Raw genomic sequence first — 18,826 nt, forward strand, 5'->3', positions numbered from 1 at the left:
GACGACGGCGGGCAGGTCTCCAGGCGAGGCGGCGACGGCGAGGCCGCCCGCCGCCGTCAGGGCCTCGGTGACCTCTCGCCAGTTGGCGGCGTCCGGGCCGGTTACGGCGGGTTTGGCCAGTCGTGCGGGTTCCAGCGGATTGTGCCCGCCCCAGGGCTCCCGGCCGAGGAACGACCCGAACGAGCCGCCCATGACCACCACATCCGCTAGCCGCAGGAACAGGCCGAGCTCGCCCAGGGTGTCGGCGACGTAGATGTCGGTCTCGGCGTTCGGCGCCGCGCCCCGCGAGCGCAGGGCGAAGCGGTAGCCGTCGCGGGTCAGGGCGGTCGCGATCTCGGCCCCGCGCTCGGGGTGGCGAGGGACGAGGATCAGGCAGAGCCGCTCGGTCAGGTGATCCAGCGCCCGGACGATGGCGATCTCCTCGCCCTCATGGGTCGAGGCGGCGACGACTACGGGCCGGTCGCCGATGGCGGCGGACAGGGCGGTGAAGGCGCGGGCATCATGGGGCAGGGGGCCGCCTGAGAGCTTCAGGTTGACCAGCCCATCGATCCGCCCTCCCAGCGCCTGGATGCGGTCGGCCGACACGATGTCCTGAGGCAGGATGCGGTCGAAGGCCTGGACCACGGTCCGCGCCGCGCCGGGAAAGCGCGCCCAGCCGTCGGCGGTCTTCTCGGTGATGCGGGCGCTGACGAGCGCGAGCGGAATGGCGCGTGCCTTGGCCGCCAGGATCAGATTGGGCCACAGCTCGCTCTCGACGAAGACGCCGAGCGCCGGTTTCCAGTGATCGAGAAACGCCGCGACCGCGCCGGGGGCGTCGACCGGGGCGTACTGGTGGATCACGCCCGGCGGCAGGCGCTGGGCCAGCAGCTCGGCCGAGGTCACCGTGCCGGAGGTGACCAGCACGGTCAGGTCGGGACGGCTCTTCCTGAACCGTTCGACCACCGGCAGCAGTGACAGGGTCTCGCCGATGCTGACGCCGTGCAACCAGACGAGGTCGCCCTCCGGCCGCGCCACGCCCGCAACGCCCAGGCGTTCGTCGACCCGACGCGGGTCCTCCTTGCCCTGCTTTGCCCGGGCGTCGAGCAGACGCGGAGCCAGAGGCTCCAGCATCCGTGTCAGCAGCCGGTAGGCGGTCAGGGCCAGGCTCATATGCGCTCCAGCCCCGTCAGCGCGTCGGCGCGCGCTTCGACCGCCGTCAGGCGCTCGGTCCAGGCGGCGGTGACATCGCCGAGGTCGGCGCCATCAGGATAAAAATCCAGACCGTAGACGATGGCGCCGCGCGCGAAGGGCAGGGGAAGGAGCGCGCGATCCCAGCTGTTCAGCCGAATAGCGGGGTTGCAGCTCATCCCGATGAACAGCACCGGGGCGCCGGACATCCGGGCCATCAGCGGCATGCCTTCGGCCATGACCCGAGCCGGTCCGCGAGGGCCGTCGGGGGTGATGGCGAGCGCGCCAACCTTCAACTGCTTCAGGCCGTCCCTGAGAGCACGGGATCCGCCCTTGGCCGCATCGGCCTTGTCCTTGTTGGCGGAAGAGCCGCGCACGGCGGGGAAGCCCTGGCGGGCCACGGCCTTGGCGATGAACTCGCCGTCGGCGCTCAGCGATATCAAGGCCTTGGCGGGCTGAGCTCGCGTCAAATCCCAGCAGGCGGGCGACAGGCCGATGCGGGAATGCCAGAAGGCGCAGATGACCCCGCCCTTGGCCGCCCAGACCGCCTCGGCATGCTCGCGGCCTTCATAGGTCCAGCGAATGGTGGCGAAGCAGAAGCGCATCCAGGCGGCCAGCAGCGACGCCAGCAGGCTTTGGATGACCGGGTTCCTCAGCGGCCTCACGTCAGGCGACCGAGGCGACGGACGGAGTCCCGTCCAGCGACTGCGCCTTGGCCAGACGGCTGTAGAGCCCGCCCTTGCGAACCAGGGCGTCGTGGCTGCCGCTCTCGACGATGCGGCCGGCTTCCAGCACCAGGATGCGGTCGGCGTGGCGCACGGTGGACAGTCTGTGGGCGATCATCAACGTTGATCGGCCTGTCATGAGGCGCTCCAGAGCGGCCTGGACCAGGGCCTCGCTCTCGGTGTCGAGCGCCGAGGTGGCCTCATCCAGCAGCAGGATCGGCGCGTCCTTCAGGAACGCCCGGGCGATGGCGATGCGCTGCCGCTGGCCGCCCGACAGGCGCAGGCCCGCCTCGCCCGCGCGGGTGGCGTAACCTTCGGGAAGCGTTGTGATGAAGTCGTGCGCCGCCGCCGCCCTGGCCGCCGCCTCGATCTGCGCCTGCGTCGCGCCGGGCCGGCCATAGGCGATGTTGGCGGCGACGGTGTCGTCGAACAGGAAGGGCTCCTGCGTCACGAGCGCGATGCGGTCGCGCAGGTCCGTCAGGCTGAGCTCGCGCAGGTCGACACCGTTCAGAGTCACGGCCCCGGCGGTCACGTCGTAGAAGCGTGGCAAGAGGCTCAGCAGGGTGGACTTGCCGCCGCCGGACGGGCCGACCAAGGCGACGGTTTCGCCCGGCGAGACGGTGAAGGACACATCCGACAGGGTCGGCCCGACGGCTCCATAGGCGAAGCTCACATCCTCGAAGCCGATCGTCACAGGACCGGCAGGTAACGGCCGGGGCGTGGCCGCCTCGCGGATCTCGGGCGCGATGTCCAGCGCCGCGAACAGCCGACGCGCCGCCGTCATCCCTTCGGTCATCACGGTCTGGAGGTTGGTCACCTGACGCAGCGACTGGCCCGCCGACATGAGCAGGCCGACGTAGGCGGCGAAGGCGCCGATGGTCAGCTGGTCCTGCCGCGCCTGCCAACCCGCATAGGCCATGATGGCCGCGACGATCAGCACGGCGACCAGGTTCGAGGACGGCCCGGCGAAGGCGCGACTGTCCGCCGACTTGATGACGTGCTTCTGGCGGCGCGACACGACCTCGCCGACGCGGGCCTCTTCGGCCGCCTCGCGGTTCTCGATCTTGATCAGGCGGACGCCGTCCAGGTTCTCCATCAGGGCGGTCGACAGGTTCTCGGTCTCGACCATGGCCCCCGTGGTGGCCTTCCTCATCCGCTTGCCGAAGCGGCGGATGATCCAGGCGATGACGGGCGCGCCCAGGAAGACGACCAGCGTCATCCGCCAGTCCAGCCACAGCATGTAGCCCAGCACGGCGACCAGGGTCAGGGCGTGCTGGGTGTAGTTGACGACGCCGTTGGTGAAGGCTTCGCGCACCAGATTGGCGTCGAAGAGAACCGAGGAGACAAAGGCGCCCGAATGCTGGCTGCGCAGCCGTGCCAGGTCGGCCCGGATCATGGCTCCGAACAGCCGCACCTGGATGTCGCCGACCACGCCGTGGCCGATGCGGTTGACCAGCGCCGCCTGGCCGAGCGCCGCGATCGTCGAGATCAGGCCGACGCCCACGATGACCGCCGGCACGCCCCACAGCGCGTCCTCGGGCGGGATGCGGAACAGGCCACCCAGCACCCTGACCGGCTGGCCCAAGAACATGCCGTCGATCGCGGGCTGAAGCAGTTGCAGCACCGTCGCGGTGCTGATCCCCGCGACTGCGGCGCAGATCAGCGACAGGATCAGCGCGCCCCTGCGCCGGGACAGGTAGTCCCGCCAGACGCGCGCCAGCAGGCCGCGCGAGCGCGCGGGCGGGGCGTCCGGGTTCGGAACGATCAAACTCATCCGTCGGAGGTCGGACGCCCCGCCGGTCAAGTCAAGCGAAGTCCGCGCGCAACATGGCTGGTGGCGCCGGTCTGCGAGGCTCGCTATCTGCGCTACCCATGACCAGCCGGTTCGACATGGCGACGGAGGCCGGCCGCAAGGCCGCAGAGCGCGACTACTTCTGGAACGACCACGCCTTCCTGCGGCTGGCGTTTCAGAACGCCCACTGGCTGGGGCCGGATCTGGTGCGCACCAACCAGCCGTCGCCGCGACAGCTTGAAGGTTGGGCGAAGCGGGGGATCAAGACGGTCATCAACCTGCGGGGTCAGAGGGACGAGGGCTACTACTGGCTGGAGAAGGCGGCGTGTGAGCGGCTGGGGCTGACGATGATCGACGCTCCGCTCGACAGCCGCGATCCGCCCGGCAAGGACCGTGTGCGCCGCGCGCGCGACCTGTTCGCCACCATCGAGTACCCGGCGCTGATCCACTGCAAGTCCGGCGCGGACCGGGCCGGTCTGATGGCGGTCTTCTATCGCCATTTCCACCTGGGCGAGCCGATCTCCCAGGCGATGCGGGAGCTATCGAAGAAGTATCTGCACAGCCGCGAGGGCCTGACCGGAGTGCTGGACCACTTCCTGGAGACCTATGTCCGGGAGGTCGAACCGACCGGCGTCGGCTTCATGGAGTGGGTCGAAAGCGACGCCTATGACCCCGAGGCCATGCGAAAAGACTTTCGCGCCAACTGGTGGGGCACCCTGCTGACCGAGAAGCTGCTGCGGCGCGAGTAGGGCTCAGCCCCAGGGACCGGTCGGGGTGCGTGACGGCGGCTCGTCGCGCTCGCGCGTCTCGGCCTTCTTCTCGCTGGACCAGCCCCGGAACCAGCGGCGGTAGCCGTCGGCGTCACGAAGGGCGAAGACCCAGATAACCAGCGTCGCCAGAAGCCCGACCAGTGCCGCGATCTGCGTGCCGTCGAGCGTGGTTCCGAACAGGGTCATACCTGCCTCTCCGGCTCGCGTGCGGGCTCAGTCGCAGTCTTGGGCAGGGGCGCATGGGCGAAGGGGTCGGCGGCCTGTTCAGTGGCCGTAGGAGGCTCGCCCCAGGCGGTGTCCTGTTCCTTGCGCTGTTCATACGGGCGGGACGGCGTCTGACGCGTAGCGACGGCGACGATGGCCACGCCCAGCGCCAGAAGGCTCAGCACGATCAGGGTCGGGGTCATGGGATCGCTCCTGTGCTCTGGCGGAACCTAGACCGAAACAGCGCGCACGTCGCCGGGGCGGTTCCCGCCGCGACGATTGGCCCCCTCGCAGGCTCAGGCGTCGCCGCGCGGGTCGATCAGCCGGTGGGCGTGCAGGATGAAGTAGCGCATGTGGGCGTTGTCCACTGTCGCCTGGGCCCGCGCCTTCCACGCCGCCTTGGCCTCGGCGTAGTTGCCGAAGGCGCCGACGAACTCGACCTTGGACAGGTCGCGGAAGACCGGCTGGTCGAGGTGGCGCAGCTCGCCCCCGATCACGAGGTGCAGAAGCTGGGGGTCGGCGGTGTTGGGGGCATCGGTCATGGAAGAGCGTCCGGGGAGGGGGCGTTTACTCGCGCAGCGGGATAGGCGCAGTGCGCCGGATGATCAACGGGTGGAGCGCCGGGGCCGAGCAGACCAGGCTGGCCTGTCGCGGATCGGGCTGGTTGAACCGCCAGGAGCGGCCGTGGTGGTCGGACACCCTGGCCCCGGCCTCGGCGGCGATCAGGGCCCCGGCGCAGACGTCCCAGTCCCATTTGGGCGTGAGCGCGATGGCGGCGTCGAAGGCTCCGGAGGCCACCAGCGCCATGCGATAGGCGAGGGCGTTTCTCTTCTCGTAGCGCATCGTCGGCCACGGCTCGGGCCAGTGCGGGCCCTCCATCAGTCGGGCGTCGGCGAGGACCGCGGCGTCGTCCAAGGTCGTCTCGTCGGAGGCAGCGATCGGCTTGCCGTTCAGGCGGGCACCCCCGCTGGTCGTTGCTTCATAGGTCTCGCCCGTCGCGGGCACATGGATCACGGCGGCGACGGGCTGGCCGTCCTCGACGACGGCGATGGGCACGCACCACCACGGGCGGGCCTTCATGAAGGCGACGGTGCCGTCGATGGGATCGACGACGAAGATGCGCCGCCGCGACAGGCGGTCCGGGCTGTCCGCCGTCTCCTCTGACAGCCAGCCATAGTCGGGTCGGGCAGTCAGAAGGCGGTCCTTCAGCATGGCGTCGACGGCGAGGTCTGCGTTCGTGACCGGCGATCCGCCGGGCTTGGCGGTGATCTTGAGCCCGCGCGCCCGTTCCGCCTCGGCCAGCGCCCCAGCCGCGAGCGCCGCCTCCCGGATCAGGGCCAGGTCGGCGTCCAGATCGCTCATTTGCCCGCGATGGCAACGCCGTCGATCAGCAGGGATGGGCTGTTGGCCGAGCCCCGGAATTCCAGGTCCGACCCGGGGACCAGCCGCAGCATCATCTCCGCCAGCTTGCCGGCGACGGTGATCTCGCTGACCGGATAGGCGATCTCGCCGTTCTCGAACCAGAAGCCGTGCACCCCCGCCGACCAGTCGCCGGTGTTGGGATTGAGCGACGGTCCGAACATGCCGGTGACGACCAATCCGCTCCCAGCGTCAGCCATCAGCCCGGCCTGATCCTTATCGCCCGGCGTCAGGTGCAGGTTGTGGGTCGAGACGCCGGGCGGCCCGGCGGAGCCCCGCGAGGCATGGCCGGTGGTCTTCAGGCCCAGCTGGGCGGCGGCCGCACGGTTCAGCAGCCAGGTCTGTAGCACACCGTCCTCGACGATGGCGATCTCTTCGACCGGCGAGCCTTCGTCGTCGAAGGGGGTGGAGCCCAGGCCGCGCACGCGGAACGGGTCGTCGATGACGCTGACGCCCCTGGCCAGCACCTGCTGGCCCATTCGCCCCATCAGAAAGGACGTACCGCGCGCCACCGACGGTCCGGCGATGGCACCGATCAGGGGCGACAGCACCTGGGTGGCGATCCTGCGATCGAAGATCACGGGGGCGGTGGTGGAGGCGATCTTCCGCGGTCCCAAACGGGCCGCGGCCCTGCGTCCGGCCTCGGCGCCGATGGCCTCGGGCGAAGGCAGGTCGGACAGGTGGCGCGTGGTGCGGCCCTCTCCGCCGCGCTCCATGGCCCCGTCGCGCTCGGCGATGACGCTGGCGTGCAGCGAGAAGCCGGTGGCCTCGTAGCGGCCGTCGAAGCCCTCCGACGTGACCAGCCGCCAGCGCGAGGAGGAATAGCCGGCGCCCGCGCCCTCGGACCGGGCAACCTCGGGCGTGGCCAGCGCCACGGCCTCGGCCTCGCGGGACACAGCTTCCAGCTCGGCGGCGGATTGTTCGCTGGGATCGAACAGGTCGAGCTCCCGGAACGGCCCCTGCGCCAGCTGATCGCGCGGCGTGATGTCGTTGTAGGGATCTTCCGGGGCCAGCCGCGCCATGGCGACGGCGCGTTCGACCAGGCGAGCGCGGGCGGCTTCCGACAGGTCGGACGCCGAAACCGTCGCCTGACGCCGTCCGACGAAGACCCGCAGTCCGAGGTCGCGGCTCTCCTCGCGCTCGACGTCCTCCAGCGCGCCGTTGCGAACGCCAACCGAAAGGGATGCGCGCTCCGATGATACGGCTTCTGCGGCGTCGGCTCCGGCTTTCAGGGCGTCTCGGACAAGATCGTGCAGAAGGTCGGCGGGCGCGGGACTGTCGGACATGGGGCCGCATATGGCCGACGCGCGCCTGTGCCGCAATCGCCGTGGGCTTCCCAGCGACGCCGGGCGGCTCTACCACCCGACCATGGCTTACAAAGACCTTCGCGAGTTCATCACGGTGCTGGAGGCGCAGGGCGAGCTGGTCCGCGTGACGGAGCCCGTCTCGACCGTGCTGGAGATGACCGAGATCCAGACGCGGCTGTTGCGGAATGGCGGGCCGGCCGTCCTGTTCGAAAAGCCCGTCATGCCCGACGGGTCCATCAGCCCCATCCCGGCGCTGGCCAATCTGTTCGGCACGGTCAAGCGCGTGGCCATGGGCGTGACGCTGGAGAAGAAGCAGCGGACCACGGCGGCGGAGCTGCGCGAGGTCGGCGAACTGCTGGCCTTCCTCAAGAACCCGACGCCGCCGCGCGGCTTCGGCGAGGCGATGGAGTTGTTGCCGCTGGCCCAGACCGTCATGGCCATGCGGCCCAAGACGGTGAAGTCCGCGCCGGTGCAGGAGGTGGTGCTGAAGGGCGACCAGATCGACCTGACGTCATTGCCCATCCAAACCTGCTGGCCCGGAGAGCCCGCGCCGCTCATCACCTGGGGCCTGGTGGTTACCAAGGGGCCGAGCGAGGACCGCGAAGACGACTTTAACCTCGGCATCTATCGCATGCAGGTGCTGGGCAAAGACCGGGCGATCATGCGCTGGCTGGCCCACCGCGGCGGGGCCCAGCACTATGCCCGCCACAAGAAAAAGAAGACCGGGCCGCTGCCCTGCGCCGTCGTGCTTGGGGCCGATCCGGGGACCATCCTGGCGGCTGTGACGCCGGTGCCCGACACCCTGTCGGAGTATCAGTTCGCAGGCCTGATGCGGGGCCAGAAGGCCGAGCTGGTCCCCTGCAAGACCGTGCCGCTGATGGTGCCGGCGCGCGCCGAGATCGTACTGGAGGGCCACGTCCTGCTGGACGAACACGCGCCCGAGGGCCCCTACGGCGACCACACCGGCTACTACAACTCGGTCGAGACCTTCCCGGTCTTCCAGGTCAGCGCCATCACCATGCGCCGCGACCCCGTCTATCTGACCACCTTCACCGGCCGCCCGCCGGACGAGCCTAGCGTGCTGGGCGAGGCGCTGAATGAGGTCTTCATTCCGCTGTTGCGCGCCCAGTTTCCGGAGATCGTCGACTTCTGGCTGCCGCCCGAGGGATGCAGCTACCGCATCGCGGTGGTGTCGATGAAGAAGGCCTATCCCGGCCACGCCAAGCGGGTGATGCTGGGCGTCTGGAGCTTCCTGCGCCAGTTCATGTACACCAAGTGGGTCATCGTCGTGGACGACGACATCGACGCCCGCGACTGGAAGGACGTCATGTGGGCCATCTCGACCAAGATGGACCCTGCCCGCGACATCACCGTCATCGATAACACCCCGATCGACTACCTGGACTTCGCGTCCCCCGAGAGCGGCCTGGGTTCCAAGATCGGCCTGGACGCCACGGACAAATGGCCGCCGGAGACGAAGCGCGAATGGGGCGAGGTCATCCGCATGGACAAGGCCGTGGTCGAGCGGGTGTCGGAGATGTGGGGTCGGCTGGGATTGCCGGGCGATGGGGCCCCCATCTGGAGGTGAGCGAGGAGACCCCGCGGGCATTGTGACGCAAAAAAGATTTTTCGTGACCGATTGGTAATGTCGAAGTATCGTTTTGGGCCACCTCCCCGGGAGTTCACCATGAAGTCTGTAGCCGTAGCTGTCCTTTCGCTTGCCTTGGCCACCCCTGTTTTCACAGTGCCTGTGCCGGCGGATGCGCAGGTGATGGTGGGCCGCGGTGCCGCACGAGGTGCCGCCCCCCGCCGTCCAGCGCTGACCCCGCGCGAAGAAAACCGGCTGATTGAGGCCGAGGATGCCGTCTGGGAACTGGAAGATCAGATCGCCGAAATCGAAGCGGCCGAGTCTCCAACCCCCGAGCAGCAGGCCCAGTTGCCTGAGCTGCGGGAGCGGCTGGAGCGCGAGACGGCTGTCGTCGAACGCCTGACGGCCAAGCGCGACCGCCGGAGCTGAACCGGAACTCTGCGGGCCTTTCTTGAGAGACCCGCAGAGCCCTCAGGACGCAGAGTCCTCAGCGCACCGCAGACCACGACGGCACGAAGTCCGACACCGATACGCGCTTGATGCCAAGGGTCAGGCCGGGCCGGCCGAAGACGCCCTGCCGATGCCGCCCCTGGCCAGGAAGAGCATCAATGCGGCGAGCGTCGCCCCGAGCCCAAGCATGGTCGACACGGTCGACAGTGACCAGCCTGCCTGGAACAGGAAGCCGGCGATGACGGGTGCTAATGCTGCGCCGCCTCTGCCCACACCAATCACGAAACCCGTGGCTGTAGCGCGGAGTTCGGTCGGGAAGGACTGGGCGACGATCGCATAGAGGCCCACGATCGGTGCGTTGGTAAAGAAGCCCGCCACAGCGGCCGCGATAGAGATCTGGTTCAGTGTTTCCCAGCCGAGCCCGAAGCCGATAACGGCAACGGTCGAGGCCAGCATGGCCGCGATGGTCAAAGCCGTCACCCGCGCCTTGAGCGTCAGCAGTCCCAGGGTCAGGGCCCCGAGCGCCCCGCCGATGCTGGCCCAGACCAAGACACCCGCCGCGGTCGGGGCTGCGAAACCCATGTCCACCACGATCTTCGGGATCCATTTGATGATGTAGTAGAAGGTGATGATGTGGGCGAAGTAGGACGCCGCCAGCAGCACAGCCAGCATCGCGAACTGTGGCGAGAACAGTAGCGGCAACCCGGCCTTGGGCTTGATGACGGGGGCTTCTGGCAGGGCCTCGATGGCGGCATGACCCATGCGCTTAAGGGTCTTGTTGATCCGCTCCAGCGCGCCGGGACCCCGCTTGTGCATCTCGAAGGCGATCGACTCCGGGGCGAGCCAGAGAACCAGCGGAATGAAGGCCGCCGTGGCAAGCCCGCCCAGAATGAAGACGGCGGGCCATTCGTAGACCTTCAGCAGTTCGCCTGAAACGAGGCCGCCTAGCACCGAGCCGAACGGGAGGCCCGCCGACATCAAGACGACGCAGAGCGCACGCCGTTTGGCGTTCGCGGCTTCCGCCACGGCGGCATTGATCGAGGCCAGCATGCCGCCGATGCCCAAGCCAGTAATGACGCGATAGATGCAGAGCGTGGTGATGTCGGTCGCGGTGGCAGCCGCAAACATGCCGCCTGACATGACGACGAGGCAGCCGAGGATTGTCTTTCGCCGCCCGATGGCGTCAGCGACGTTACCGAGCAGCAGCGAGCCGAAGGCCATGCCCACCAGCTCCATCGACAGAACGATTCCGAGCGCTGCGCGGTCGATGCCCCAATCGGCCACAATACCGGGCGACGCATAGCTGATGGACAGCACGTCGAAGCCGTCCAGAGCGTTGAGACCGATCATCAGAATGACCACGGTCCACTGGAAGCGCGACATGCGCGCCTGATCGACAAGTGCGCGGGGGTCAGTCATCACCGAAAACTCTCCCTGTGCGGCCACTGGCGGGACGCTTATGGACGCATACCAGATGCGTGGATGGCGTCATGCACATCGCTGACGACGGGTCGCTTGGAAAACGCGATACCATCAGTCGCTGAACACGACGGTCTTGGAGCCGTTCAGCAGCACCCGGTCCTGAAGATGGAAGGCGACCGCCTTGGCCAGCACGCGGCGCTCGATGTCGCGACCCTTGCGGACCAGATCGTCGGGCCGGTCTGCGTGGGTGATCGTCTCGACGTCCTGAGCGATGATCGGGCCTTCATCCAGGTCGGAGGTGACGTAGTGGGCGGTCGCGCCGATCATCTTCACGCCTCGCTTGTGCGCCTGATGATACGGCTTGGCACCTTTGAAGCCCGGCAGGAAGCTGTGGTGGATGTTGATGCAGCGGCCCGACAGATACCCCGCCATGTCGTCGGACAGCACCTGCATGTAGCGGGCGAGCACGACCAGTTCGGCACCCGTCTCCTCGACGATGCGCTTGATGGCGGCTTCCTGCTGCGGCTTGGTGTCGGGCGTGATCGGCAGGTGGTGGAAGGGGATATCGCCGATGAGCGAGATCTTCAGCACCTCGCGCGGGTGATTGGAGACGATGCCGACCACCTCCATCGGCAGCTCGCCTGTGCGCTCGCGATACAGCAGGTCGCCCAGGCAGTGGTCGAACTTCGACACCAGCATCAGCACGCGGCGCTTCTCGGCCGTGTTGCGCAGCGTCCAGGTCATGAGGTGGGCCAAGGCGATGGGGGCGAAGGCCTGGCGCAAGGTCTCGACGTCGGGTGCGTCCGGTGCCAGTTCGAACAGCACCCGCATGAAGAAGCGTCCCTCGTCGCGGTCGTCGAACTGGCCCGCTTCCAGGATGTTGGCACCGTGCTCGAACAGGAAGCCAGCGACCTTGGCGACCAGGCCCGGCTGGTCGTCGCAGGACAGGGTCAGGACGCAGATCTCGGACATGCGGGGCGCGGTCTCCGAAAGGGATCAGGCGGCGTGGGCGACGCGGAAATCGCTGACCCACTGGGCGGTCTTGGCGATCCCACCAAAGGGATAGAAGTGCAGGCTAAGGGGACCATGGCGCTCCAGGTCCAACTGTCCGGCCAGGTCGTGGACCAGGCGGTCGGGCCCGGCTGATCCGATCAGGTTGGTGATCGACAGGCCATAGCGGCTCATGACCCTGGCCGACGTGCCGACACCACAGCGGGCGGCGAACCGCATCAGGGTCTTGATCCCGGCCGGACCCGGCACGCCGATGCGGATCAGGGCGTCCACGCCGTGGTCACGGACCTTGCCGACCCAATGGACGATGGCGTCGGGGTCGAACCCGAACTGGGTCAGGATGGTCATGGAGATGCCGAGCTCGGCAAGCGCGTCACGCTTGTCAAACATGGCCCCCCAAAGGGCGGGCTCGCCGATATCGGGGTGGCCCTCCGGATAGCCGGAGACGCCGACGCTCTCCAGACCCAGGTCGGCCAGCATTCCGGACCGGATCAGCGAGAGGGCGTCGAAGTACGGACCGAGCGGCTCAGGCGGATCGCCCGCCACGACGAAGAGGCGCCGGATCGCGGCCTGGGCGGCGAGCTGTTCCAGAAACGTCCGCAGTTCAGACTCCGACGCGATGCGCCTTGCCGAGAGGTGCGGGGCCGGGTCGAAGCCCAGCGAGTGGACGCGAACGGCTGCGTGCAGGCGCTGCTCGAAGGTCTCGCCGGGCAGGAAGGCGATGGCGATGCGCGTACCCTGGGGAATGACACCAGCCGCCTCTTCCAGCGCCGGAACGTCCTTGGCCGTCATCTCGAGCGAGAACGACTGGAGGAGCGCAGCGAGGCGCGGGCCGGTGGTGGTGTCTGGTCCGGTGACGTCCAGCATTGGGCCTCCCGTCGGCCGCCCTGCGACGACCCCTGCGACAGCCTCTAGCGGGCGTCTGTTTATTCGTATAGATGAAGAGTTCAGGTATGTGAAGCAAAAGAGCGACGGGAGGAGAGATGTCTGGATCGTCGGCCGCGCCGCTTCTGCTTCTGCCCGGCCTGCTGTGTGACGCGCGCACCTGGCCGTCGGAAACCCTGTCCCTGACGCGGCCGGCGATCGCCCCGATGGGCTATGGGGACGCCGACACCTTGACCGACATGGCCGAGCGAGCGCTGGAAGGCGCGCCGGAGCGCGTGTCGCTGCTGGGTCATTCCATGGGCGCGCGGGTTGCACTGGAGATCGTGCGGCGGCATCCGCATCGCGTGGAGCGCCTGGCGCTGGTGTCGACTGGAGTGCACTTGACCCGGCCTGGCGAGGCGAACGCGCGCCATGCCTTGCTGGACATCGGTCTCGCCCAGGGCGCGGAGGCTTTGGTCGACCGCTGGCTGCCGCCGATGGTGGCTGCGCATCGTCGCTCTGACGAGGCGCTGATCCTGTCGCTGAGGACCATGTGCGTTCAGGCGGGCGTCGAGACCTTCGCGCACCAGATCAAGGCCCTGCTCCATCGGCCTGAGGTGGAGCGGCTGCTGCCCACAATCGGCTGTCCGACGCTCGTGCTGGTCGGGTCCGAGGACCAGTGGAGCCCGCCGGACCAGCACCGGGCTATCGCCGCGGCCATCCCGGGCGCGACATTGAAGATCATCGAAGGCGCGGGCCACATGCTGCCCGCCGAGGCACCCGCCGGCTTCGTCGCCGCTATGGCCGAGTGGTTGGCGGCCGAGCCCGCCTCGCTTCCCGTCCGACACGTCGCCTGAACAAGAAACTCAAGGAGGAGACCCCATGACCCAGAGCCTGCAGGACGTCCTGAACGGCGTCAGCAACATCCCCGACTTCCTGCGCAATCAGCAGGCGGGACCCAACGCCTATCCGGGCGTGCCGGCCGAATACAGCAACTGGCGCGACGAGCAGATCGCCTGGCAGCAGACCTGCGTCCTGTTCAACCAGAGCTACCACATGGTGGACCTGCTGGTGGAAGGCCCCGATGCCTTCGCCATGCTGAACAGCCTGGGCATCAACAGCTTCAAGGGCTTCGTGCCCGACCGCGCCAAGCAGTTCGTGCCGGTCAGCCATGACGGCTACGTCATCGGCGACGTGATCCTGTTCTATCTGGCCGAGAACACCTTCAACATGGTGGGCCGCGCCCCGACCATCGAATGGGTCGAGTACCACGCCGCGACCGGCGGCTGGGACGTGCGCGTCGCCCGCGACGAGCGCACCGCCGTGCGCCCCGATCCCCAGAACCGCAAGTCGTACCGGTACCAGATCCAGGGTCCGAACGCGATGAAGCTGATGGAGAAGGCGCTAGGTCACACTCCGCCGGAACTGAAGTTCTTCCACATGACGACCCTGACCATCGCCGGCCGTCAGGTGCGGGCGCTGCGCCACGGCATGGCGGGTCAGCCGGGCTTCGAGCTGTTTGGACCGTGGGAAGAGCGTGAAGAGGTCCATGGTGCCCTGGTGGCCGCCGGGGCTGACTTCGGCCTGAAGCTGGTGGGTGGCCGGACCTATTCGTCCAACACCCTGGAGTCAGGCTGGATCCCGTCGCCGCTGCCGGCCGTCTACACCGGCGAAGCCATGCGGCCCTACCGCGAGTGGCTGCCGGCCACGAGCTATGAGGGCAAGGCGTCCCTGGGCGGCAGCTTCTACTCGGAGAACATCGAGGATTACTACCTGACGCCGTGGGACCTGGGGTACGGCCCCTTCGTCAAGTTCGACCACGACTTCATCGGCAAGGAGGCGCTGGAGAAGAAGCAGGCCGGGCCGCACCGCCAGAAGGTCACCCTCGCGCTCGACAGCGAGGACCTGGTGCGGATCATGAGCTCCTACTTCCAGAAAGGCGACCGGGCGAAGTTCTTCGAGTTCCCCTCGGCGGTCTACACCATGCACCAGTTCGATCGGGTGCTGGGCGCGGGCGGCAAGGACGTCGGCCTGTCGACGTGGGTCGGCTACAGCGCCAACGAGGGCCGCGGCTTGACGCTGGCCATGCTGGACGCCGAGCACGCCAAGCCGGGCACGCAGGTCACTCTGCTGTGGGGCGAGGAGAACGGTGGGTCGAGGAAGCCGACGGTCGAGCGCCACGTCCAGGCCGAGATCCGCGCGACGGTCAGCCCCGTGCCCTATTCGGAAGTGGCGCGGGACGCCTATGCCGACAGCTGGCGCAACCGCAAGGTCGCCTGATCGCGCCGGGCCGGCGGCTCAGGCCGCCGGCTTCCGCTCTGCGTCGTCGGGATGTTCCAGCAGGTCGACAGCGTTCTTCAACGCCTCGATCGCCTGGGCTTCGAACGCCGGCGTGACGCGGGGCAGGGGCACGGCGATGCTGATGGCCCCCGACGCTCGACCGCCCGCCATGACGACCCGAGCGATGCCCTGGATGCCCGCCGTGTGCTCCTCGCGCGTGCGGGCCCAGCCGTTCCTTCGTATGGTCTCGATCTCCTGCCGCAGCTCGGCCTCGGTCGTCAGGGTGTGGCGTGTGAAAGCCTCGCGCTGCGAGGTGGCCAGATACTCCGCCAGTTCGTCCTCGGAATAGGTCGCCAGAATCGCCTTGCCGGCGGCGAAAGCGTGCATCGGCGCGCGGCGTCCGACTTCCAGTGAATAGCGCAAGGCTTGGGTGCCGATCTCGCTGACGGCGGCCTCGACCTCATGGCCCTTGGGCACGAAGAAGCCAACGGTCTCGTTTAGACGCAGGCGCAGCGATCGGATGATGGGTCCCGCACGAGCGATGACATCATCCGCCGAACGTCCGGGCTGAAGTCGCGCGAGGCCCGCGCCGGGGCCATAGCGGCGCCCCAGCTTCTCGACATAGCCGCGCTCCGCCAGGGTCGTCAGCAGGTAGGACAGGCTACTCACCGGGATGACGAGGGCGGTGGCGATCTCGTGCGCCGCCAGCGGCCGACCCTGAGCAACCAGCAACTCGAGGATGTCGAGCGTCCGCATGGCGGATTTGACGGTCGATGTGGGCGCGGCGTCGGTCATGGCGTCAGGCCTCCCATGCGGCGTCTGCGGCGGACTGGCAAGGGGACTGGGCGGTCATGGGTCAGGTCGAGGACTGAAAGCTCAGCGCCCCTCTCCGTTCCGAGAACAGCCATCGACCGTCGAAGCGCACGAAGCGATCGTAGTACCGGCCAACTAGTGGTGGGGCGTCCGCGCCAGTGAACAGCAGCATCGCGCTGGTCGCTGAGGCCGTATCGGGACCCTCCACAGTCACGACGATGTTCGCGCAAACGTGCTGGGTCGTTCGGGGCGGTCGGGCCCTGAAGGCGGCCAGCAGAGCCTCGCGCCCGACGATGGGCTGGTCCGGCGCGGTCGGTCGGGTCATCAGACCGTCGGGGGCGTACAGCGCGACGACCTCCTCCCAGCGGGACTGATCGTTGTGCGTCGCATAAAGATTGATCAGGCGGGCGCAGGCCCATTCGATCTGGAAGCGTTCGGCATCGGTCAATGGGACCCCCGAAACGATGTGGCCCGGGACGGCGAACCGCCCCGGGCCCTGGGCATCAGAAGCGATAGCCGATGGTGAATCCGTAGGTCCGCGGCGGCAGGTAGGTCACCCCGATCAGACGGCCGGTCGAGACCGCAAAGGTCGAGGCCCGCACTTCCTCGTCGCCGATGTTCTTGGCCCAGAGCTGGGCCGTGACCGAGCCATCGCCGCTCTCATAGACGAGAGAGGCGTCGACCATGGTGTAGGCCTCCGAGCTTTCGATATCGCGCTCGAACTCCGAGAAGAAAGTCTGGCTCTTGTAGGAGACGTCCCCCATCAGGGTCAGCATGCCGTCCATCGGCATGACGAACGGCAGGTCGACCTCGCCGTGCAGGTTCCAGGCCCATTCCGGCGTGTTGCGGACGCGGTTGCCCGCGAGCTGCAGATTGCCACCGCCCGGCGCGCCAAAGGCGGTCGGATCGGGGTTGGTGATCGGATTGTAGGGCGTGCCGCCGGCGACGTTGCGCGGATCCAGGGGATCGACGGTGATGTAGTCGTCGAAGGCCGCGTCGGTCCAGGACAGGCCGCCGGACAGGCGGACCGTGTCGGTCGGGGCAGCGAAGAAGTCAGCTTCGAAGCCATTGGCCGAGGTTCGCGCGGCGTTCTGGAAGATGGTGGTGAAGCCCGCCGGGCCGCCCGTGATGGTCTTGTTCAGCTGCAGGCCGTCCAGCTCGTAGGCGTAGGCCGCCATGTTGAGCGTCAGGCGGTTGTCCATCAGAGTGGCTTTCACGCCGATCTCGTGGTTGGAGATTTCCTCGGGGTCCACGATGGTGCGCGACGCATAGGCGTTCTCGCCCGAGCCGGCTTTGAAGCCTTCCGAGTAGGTGTAGTAGAGCAGCAGGTCGGGGTTGACCTCCCACTGGATGCCGATCTCGGGCGTGAAGTCCTCGAAGGTGCGCTCGGTCAGGGTCGCGCCGCGCGGTGTGTAAAGCGTCGGCAGGGCCTGGTTCGGCGCGGTCGGCGAATAGCGGATGATGTAGCCCGCGTTGTCGGTCGTCACCGTTTCGTGGCTGTAGCGGCCACCGATCTTGATGCTGAAGCCCTGGAGCTGTTCCGACAGCATGCCAAGGTCAAAGGTCGCCTGACCAAACAGGGCAGTCGCCTCAGTCTGAAGGTCAGAGCTGACGCAGACGCGCTTGGGCGTCTGGATGGCCGATCCGCCAGTCGTGTTGCCCGGTCCGTATCCGCAGAACTCATAGGCCGTGGCCAGCGGGACGTTGTCGCGGGCCAGTATGGTCGGGGTGCCGGGCAGGCCGGTGGCGCGGCCGAAACCGACGTTGTCGATCGGGTTCTGCTGCTCCTCGAAGTAGTAGCCGCCGAGCACCAGGTTCACGAAGTCGGTATCGTAGTTCAGCTGCAGCTCGGTGGAGAACTGCTCGCTGTCGATGCGGCGCTCCTGGACCGTCGAGTTGACCCCGTTGATCGTGAAGGCGCTCTGAACCGCCGACAAGTCCAGGTCCTGGAACAGGGAGGTTTCGAAGCTGCGGAAGTTGGTGATGTTCGTGAACGACAGATTCTCGTTGATGTTCGCCCGGAACGTCGAGGTGAGGGCGAACGACTCCGTGTCGGTGCCCGGCTGGACCTCGCTGGCCAGGTCGCGCGGGTCGGTCGCATAGCCGCCGACGCCGAGCGCCGGAAGACGGGCGATGCCGGGGAAGCTGGCGCGCAGGTAGTGGATGGCGCCGGAGCTGTCGTCCTGGCGGAAGTATTCGCCCGACAGCAGCAGGCTGACGTCCGGGGTAAAGTCGAAGTTCAGCTGGCCCCGGACCATGCGCCGGTTCAGGTCGTCGACATCAGCACCGGTGAAGGGGTTTTCGCCGAAGCCATCGCGGCCCTCGGTCTTGCCGGCGATGCGGAACTGGATGGTGTCCGTGACCGGGCCACCCACGGCGACCTCGGTGATCAGGGTGTTGTAGTTGCCGATCGTCAGACGGCCATAACCTTCGAACACGTCTGACGGCTTGGCGGTGATGACGTTGACCGAGCCGCCTACGGCGTTCCGGCCGTACAGCGTGCCCTGGGGTCCGCGCAGGACCTCGACCCGCTCCACGTCGAACAGGGAGGTCAGCTGGGCCTCGGCGCGGGCGACGTAGGCACCGTCAACGTGCAGGGCGACACCGGTCGACGAGCCGGTCGTGGAGGTGTTGGCGCCGACGCCGCGGATGAAGATCTTGGCCTGGTTGAAGTCATTGCCGAAGTTGACTGACGGCACGATGGTCTGCAGGTCCGACAGGTTGTTCACCTGGGCGTTATTCAGCCGCTCCTCGCCCAGCGCGGTCACAGCAATGGACACGTCCTGCAGCGACTGCTCGCGGCGAGACGCGGTGACGATGATGTCATCGACGGTGGCAGCCTCTTGTTGCTGAGCAGGGGCCCCGGTCTGGGCGTAGGCGCTGGTCGAGGCCAGCAGAACGGCGAGCGCGCCGAATGCGATCTTCATTGGTTTCCTCCCGGTGGTCGTTTTTCGTTGACGGTGGCCCAGCCTCTTCGGGCTGCTACTCGAACCCGCCGGACCTCCATGTCCGGA

Annotated in this window: 19 protein-coding genes; 5 read left to right on the top strand and 14 right to left on the bottom strand. The window is 67.9% G+C overall.

Annotated features, from left to right (window positions below):
- The 3 genes from IP78_RS00040 to IP78_RS00050 form a co-directional block, all read right to left on the bottom strand.
- Window positions 1–1,149 (bottom strand): 3-deoxy-D-manno-octulosonic acid transferase (locus IP78_RS00040; protein WP_054109669.1); only part of this gene is annotated, 1,149 nt, incomplete at its 3' end.
- A complete protein-coding gene (locus IP78_RS00045; RefSeq protein ID WP_054109670.1) occupies window positions 1,146–1,832 on the bottom strand; it encodes a lysophospholipid acyltransferase family protein in 687 nt (228 codons plus the stop codon). The genes IP78_RS00040 and IP78_RS00045, both read right to left, overlap by 4 nt.
- 1 nt (window position 1,833) lies before the next feature.
- A complete protein-coding gene (locus IP78_RS00050) occupies window positions 1,834–3,666 on the bottom strand; it encodes an ABC transporter ATP-binding protein (RefSeq protein ID WP_054109671.1) in 1,833 nt (610 codons plus the stop codon).
- Between the two features lie 98 nt (window positions 3,667–3,764).
- Between IP78_RS00050 and IP78_RS00055 the strand changes: the two genes are divergently transcribed.
- Entirely contained in the window at window positions 3,765–4,433 is a 669-nt protein-coding gene (locus tag IP78_RS00055) for a beta-lactamase hydrolase domain-containing protein (RefSeq protein WP_054109672.1), read from the top strand.
- Between the two features lie 3 nt (window positions 4,434–4,436).
- On the opposite strand, the gene IP78_RS00060 is transcribed toward IP78_RS00055, so the two are convergent.
- The 5 genes from IP78_RS00060 to IP78_RS00080 form a co-directional block, all read right to left on the bottom strand.
- Window positions 4,437–4,640, bottom strand: a complete 204-nt coding sequence (locus tag IP78_RS00060; RefSeq protein WP_054109673.1) for a hypothetical protein — start codon at window positions 4,638–4,640, stop codon at window positions 4,437–4,439.
- Entirely contained in the window at window positions 4,637–4,861 is a 225-nt protein-coding gene (locus tag IP78_RS00065) for a hypothetical protein (RefSeq protein ID WP_054109674.1), read from the bottom strand. Before IP78_RS00065 ends, IP78_RS00060 begins: the two co-directional genes overlap by 4 nt.
- Window positions 4,862–4,954: 93 nt before the next feature.
- Entirely contained in the window at window positions 4,955–5,200 is a 246-nt protein-coding gene (locus IP78_RS00070) for a DUF4170 domain-containing protein (RefSeq protein ID WP_054109675.1), read from the bottom strand.
- Window positions 5,201–5,225: 25 nt separating this feature from the next.
- Window positions 5,226–6,020, bottom strand: coding sequence for a 3'(2'),5'-bisphosphate nucleotidase CysQ (locus IP78_RS00075; protein ID WP_054109676.1), 795 nt, complete (start codon window positions 6,018–6,020; stop codon window positions 5,226–5,228).
- Window positions 6,017–7,363 (bottom strand): TldD/PmbA family protein, encoded by a 1,347-nt coding sequence (locus IP78_RS00080; RefSeq protein ID WP_054109677.1) that lies wholly within the window; start codon window positions 7,361–7,363, stop codon window positions 6,017–6,019. Before IP78_RS00080 ends, IP78_RS00075 begins: the two co-directional genes overlap by 4 nt.
- Window positions 7,364–7,445: 82 nt before the next feature.
- Here IP78_RS00080 and IP78_RS00085 point away from each other — a divergent pair, with 82 nt between their 5' ends.
- Both IP78_RS00085 and IP78_RS00090 read left to right on the top strand, forming a co-directional pair.
- Window positions 7,446–8,972, top strand: coding sequence for a UbiD family decarboxylase (locus IP78_RS00085; protein WP_054109701.1), 1,527 nt, complete (start codon window positions 7,446–7,448; stop codon window positions 8,970–8,972).
- Window positions 8,973–9,029: 57 nt separating this feature from the next.
- The gene (locus IP78_RS00090; RefSeq protein ID WP_231680821.1) at window positions 9,030–9,401 is read left to right on the top strand and encodes a hypothetical protein; all 372 of its coding nucleotides are present in this window, start codon (window positions 9,030–9,032) and stop codon (window positions 9,399–9,401) included.
- A 120-nt stretch (window positions 9,402–9,521) separates the two neighbouring features.
- On the opposite strand, the gene IP78_RS00095 is transcribed toward IP78_RS00090, so the two are convergent.
- The 3 genes from IP78_RS00095 to IP78_RS00105 all read right to left on the bottom strand — a co-directional run bounded on the left by IP78_RS00095 (window position 9,522) and on the right by IP78_RS00105 (window position 12,722).
- Window positions 9,522–10,841: an MFS transporter gene (locus IP78_RS00095; protein WP_054109679.1), complete on the bottom strand. Its 1,320-nt coding sequence runs from the start codon at window positions 10,839–10,841 to the stop codon at window positions 9,522–9,524.
- A gap of 114 nt (window positions 10,842–10,955) precedes the next feature.
- The gene (purU, locus tag IP78_RS00100) at window positions 10,956–11,816 is read right to left on the bottom strand and encodes a formyltetrahydrofolate deformylase (RefSeq protein ID WP_054109680.1); all 861 of its coding nucleotides are present in this window, start codon (window positions 11,814–11,816) and stop codon (window positions 10,956–10,958) included.
- 24 nt (window positions 11,817–11,840) lie between these two features.
- Complete coding sequence (locus IP78_RS00105; protein WP_054109681.1) at window positions 11,841–12,722, bottom strand: methylenetetrahydrofolate reductase; 882 nt, start codon at window positions 12,720–12,722, stop codon at window positions 11,841–11,843.
- Between the two features lie 116 nt (window positions 12,723–12,838).
- Here IP78_RS00105 and IP78_RS00110 point away from each other — a divergent pair, with 116 nt between their 5' ends.
- Both IP78_RS00110 and IP78_RS00115 read left to right on the top strand, forming a co-directional pair.
- A complete protein-coding gene (locus IP78_RS00110; RefSeq protein ID WP_054109682.1) occupies window positions 12,839–13,576 on the top strand; it encodes an alpha/beta fold hydrolase in 738 nt (245 codons plus the stop codon).
- 25 nt (window positions 13,577–13,601) lie between these two features.
- On the top strand, window positions 13,602–14,999 hold the full coding sequence (locus IP78_RS00115; protein ID WP_054109683.1) for an aminomethyltransferase family protein: 1,398 nt from the start codon (window positions 13,602–13,604) through the stop codon (window positions 14,997–14,999).
- A gap of 18 nt (window positions 15,000–15,017) precedes the next feature.
- Here IP78_RS00115 and IP78_RS00120 read toward each other — a convergent pair whose 3' ends face one another.
- The 3 genes from IP78_RS00120 to IP78_RS00130 all read right to left on the bottom strand — a co-directional run bounded on the left by IP78_RS00120 (window position 15,018) and on the right by IP78_RS00130 (window position 18,739).
- A complete protein-coding gene (locus tag IP78_RS00120; RefSeq protein ID WP_054109684.1) occupies window positions 15,018–15,794 on the bottom strand; it encodes an IclR family transcriptional regulator in 777 nt (258 codons plus the stop codon).
- 61 nt (window positions 15,795–15,855) lie between these two features.
- Window positions 15,856–16,260 carry a nuclear transport factor 2 family protein gene (locus tag IP78_RS00125; RefSeq protein WP_054109685.1) on the bottom strand — a complete coding sequence of 135 codons (405 nt, stop codon included), beginning with the start codon at window positions 16,258–16,260 and terminating at the stop codon, window positions 15,856–15,858.
- 55 nt (window positions 16,261–16,315) lie between these two features.
- Entirely contained in the window at window positions 16,316–18,739 is a 2,424-nt protein-coding gene (locus IP78_RS00130) for a TonB-dependent receptor (protein ID WP_054109686.1), read from the bottom strand.
- Between the last annotated feature and the right edge of the window lie 87 nt (window positions 18,740–18,826).

The organism is Brevundimonas sp. AAP58 (genome assembly GCF_001295975.1).
GTDB lineage: Bacteria > Pseudomonadota > Alphaproteobacteria > Caulobacterales > Caulobacteraceae > Brevundimonas.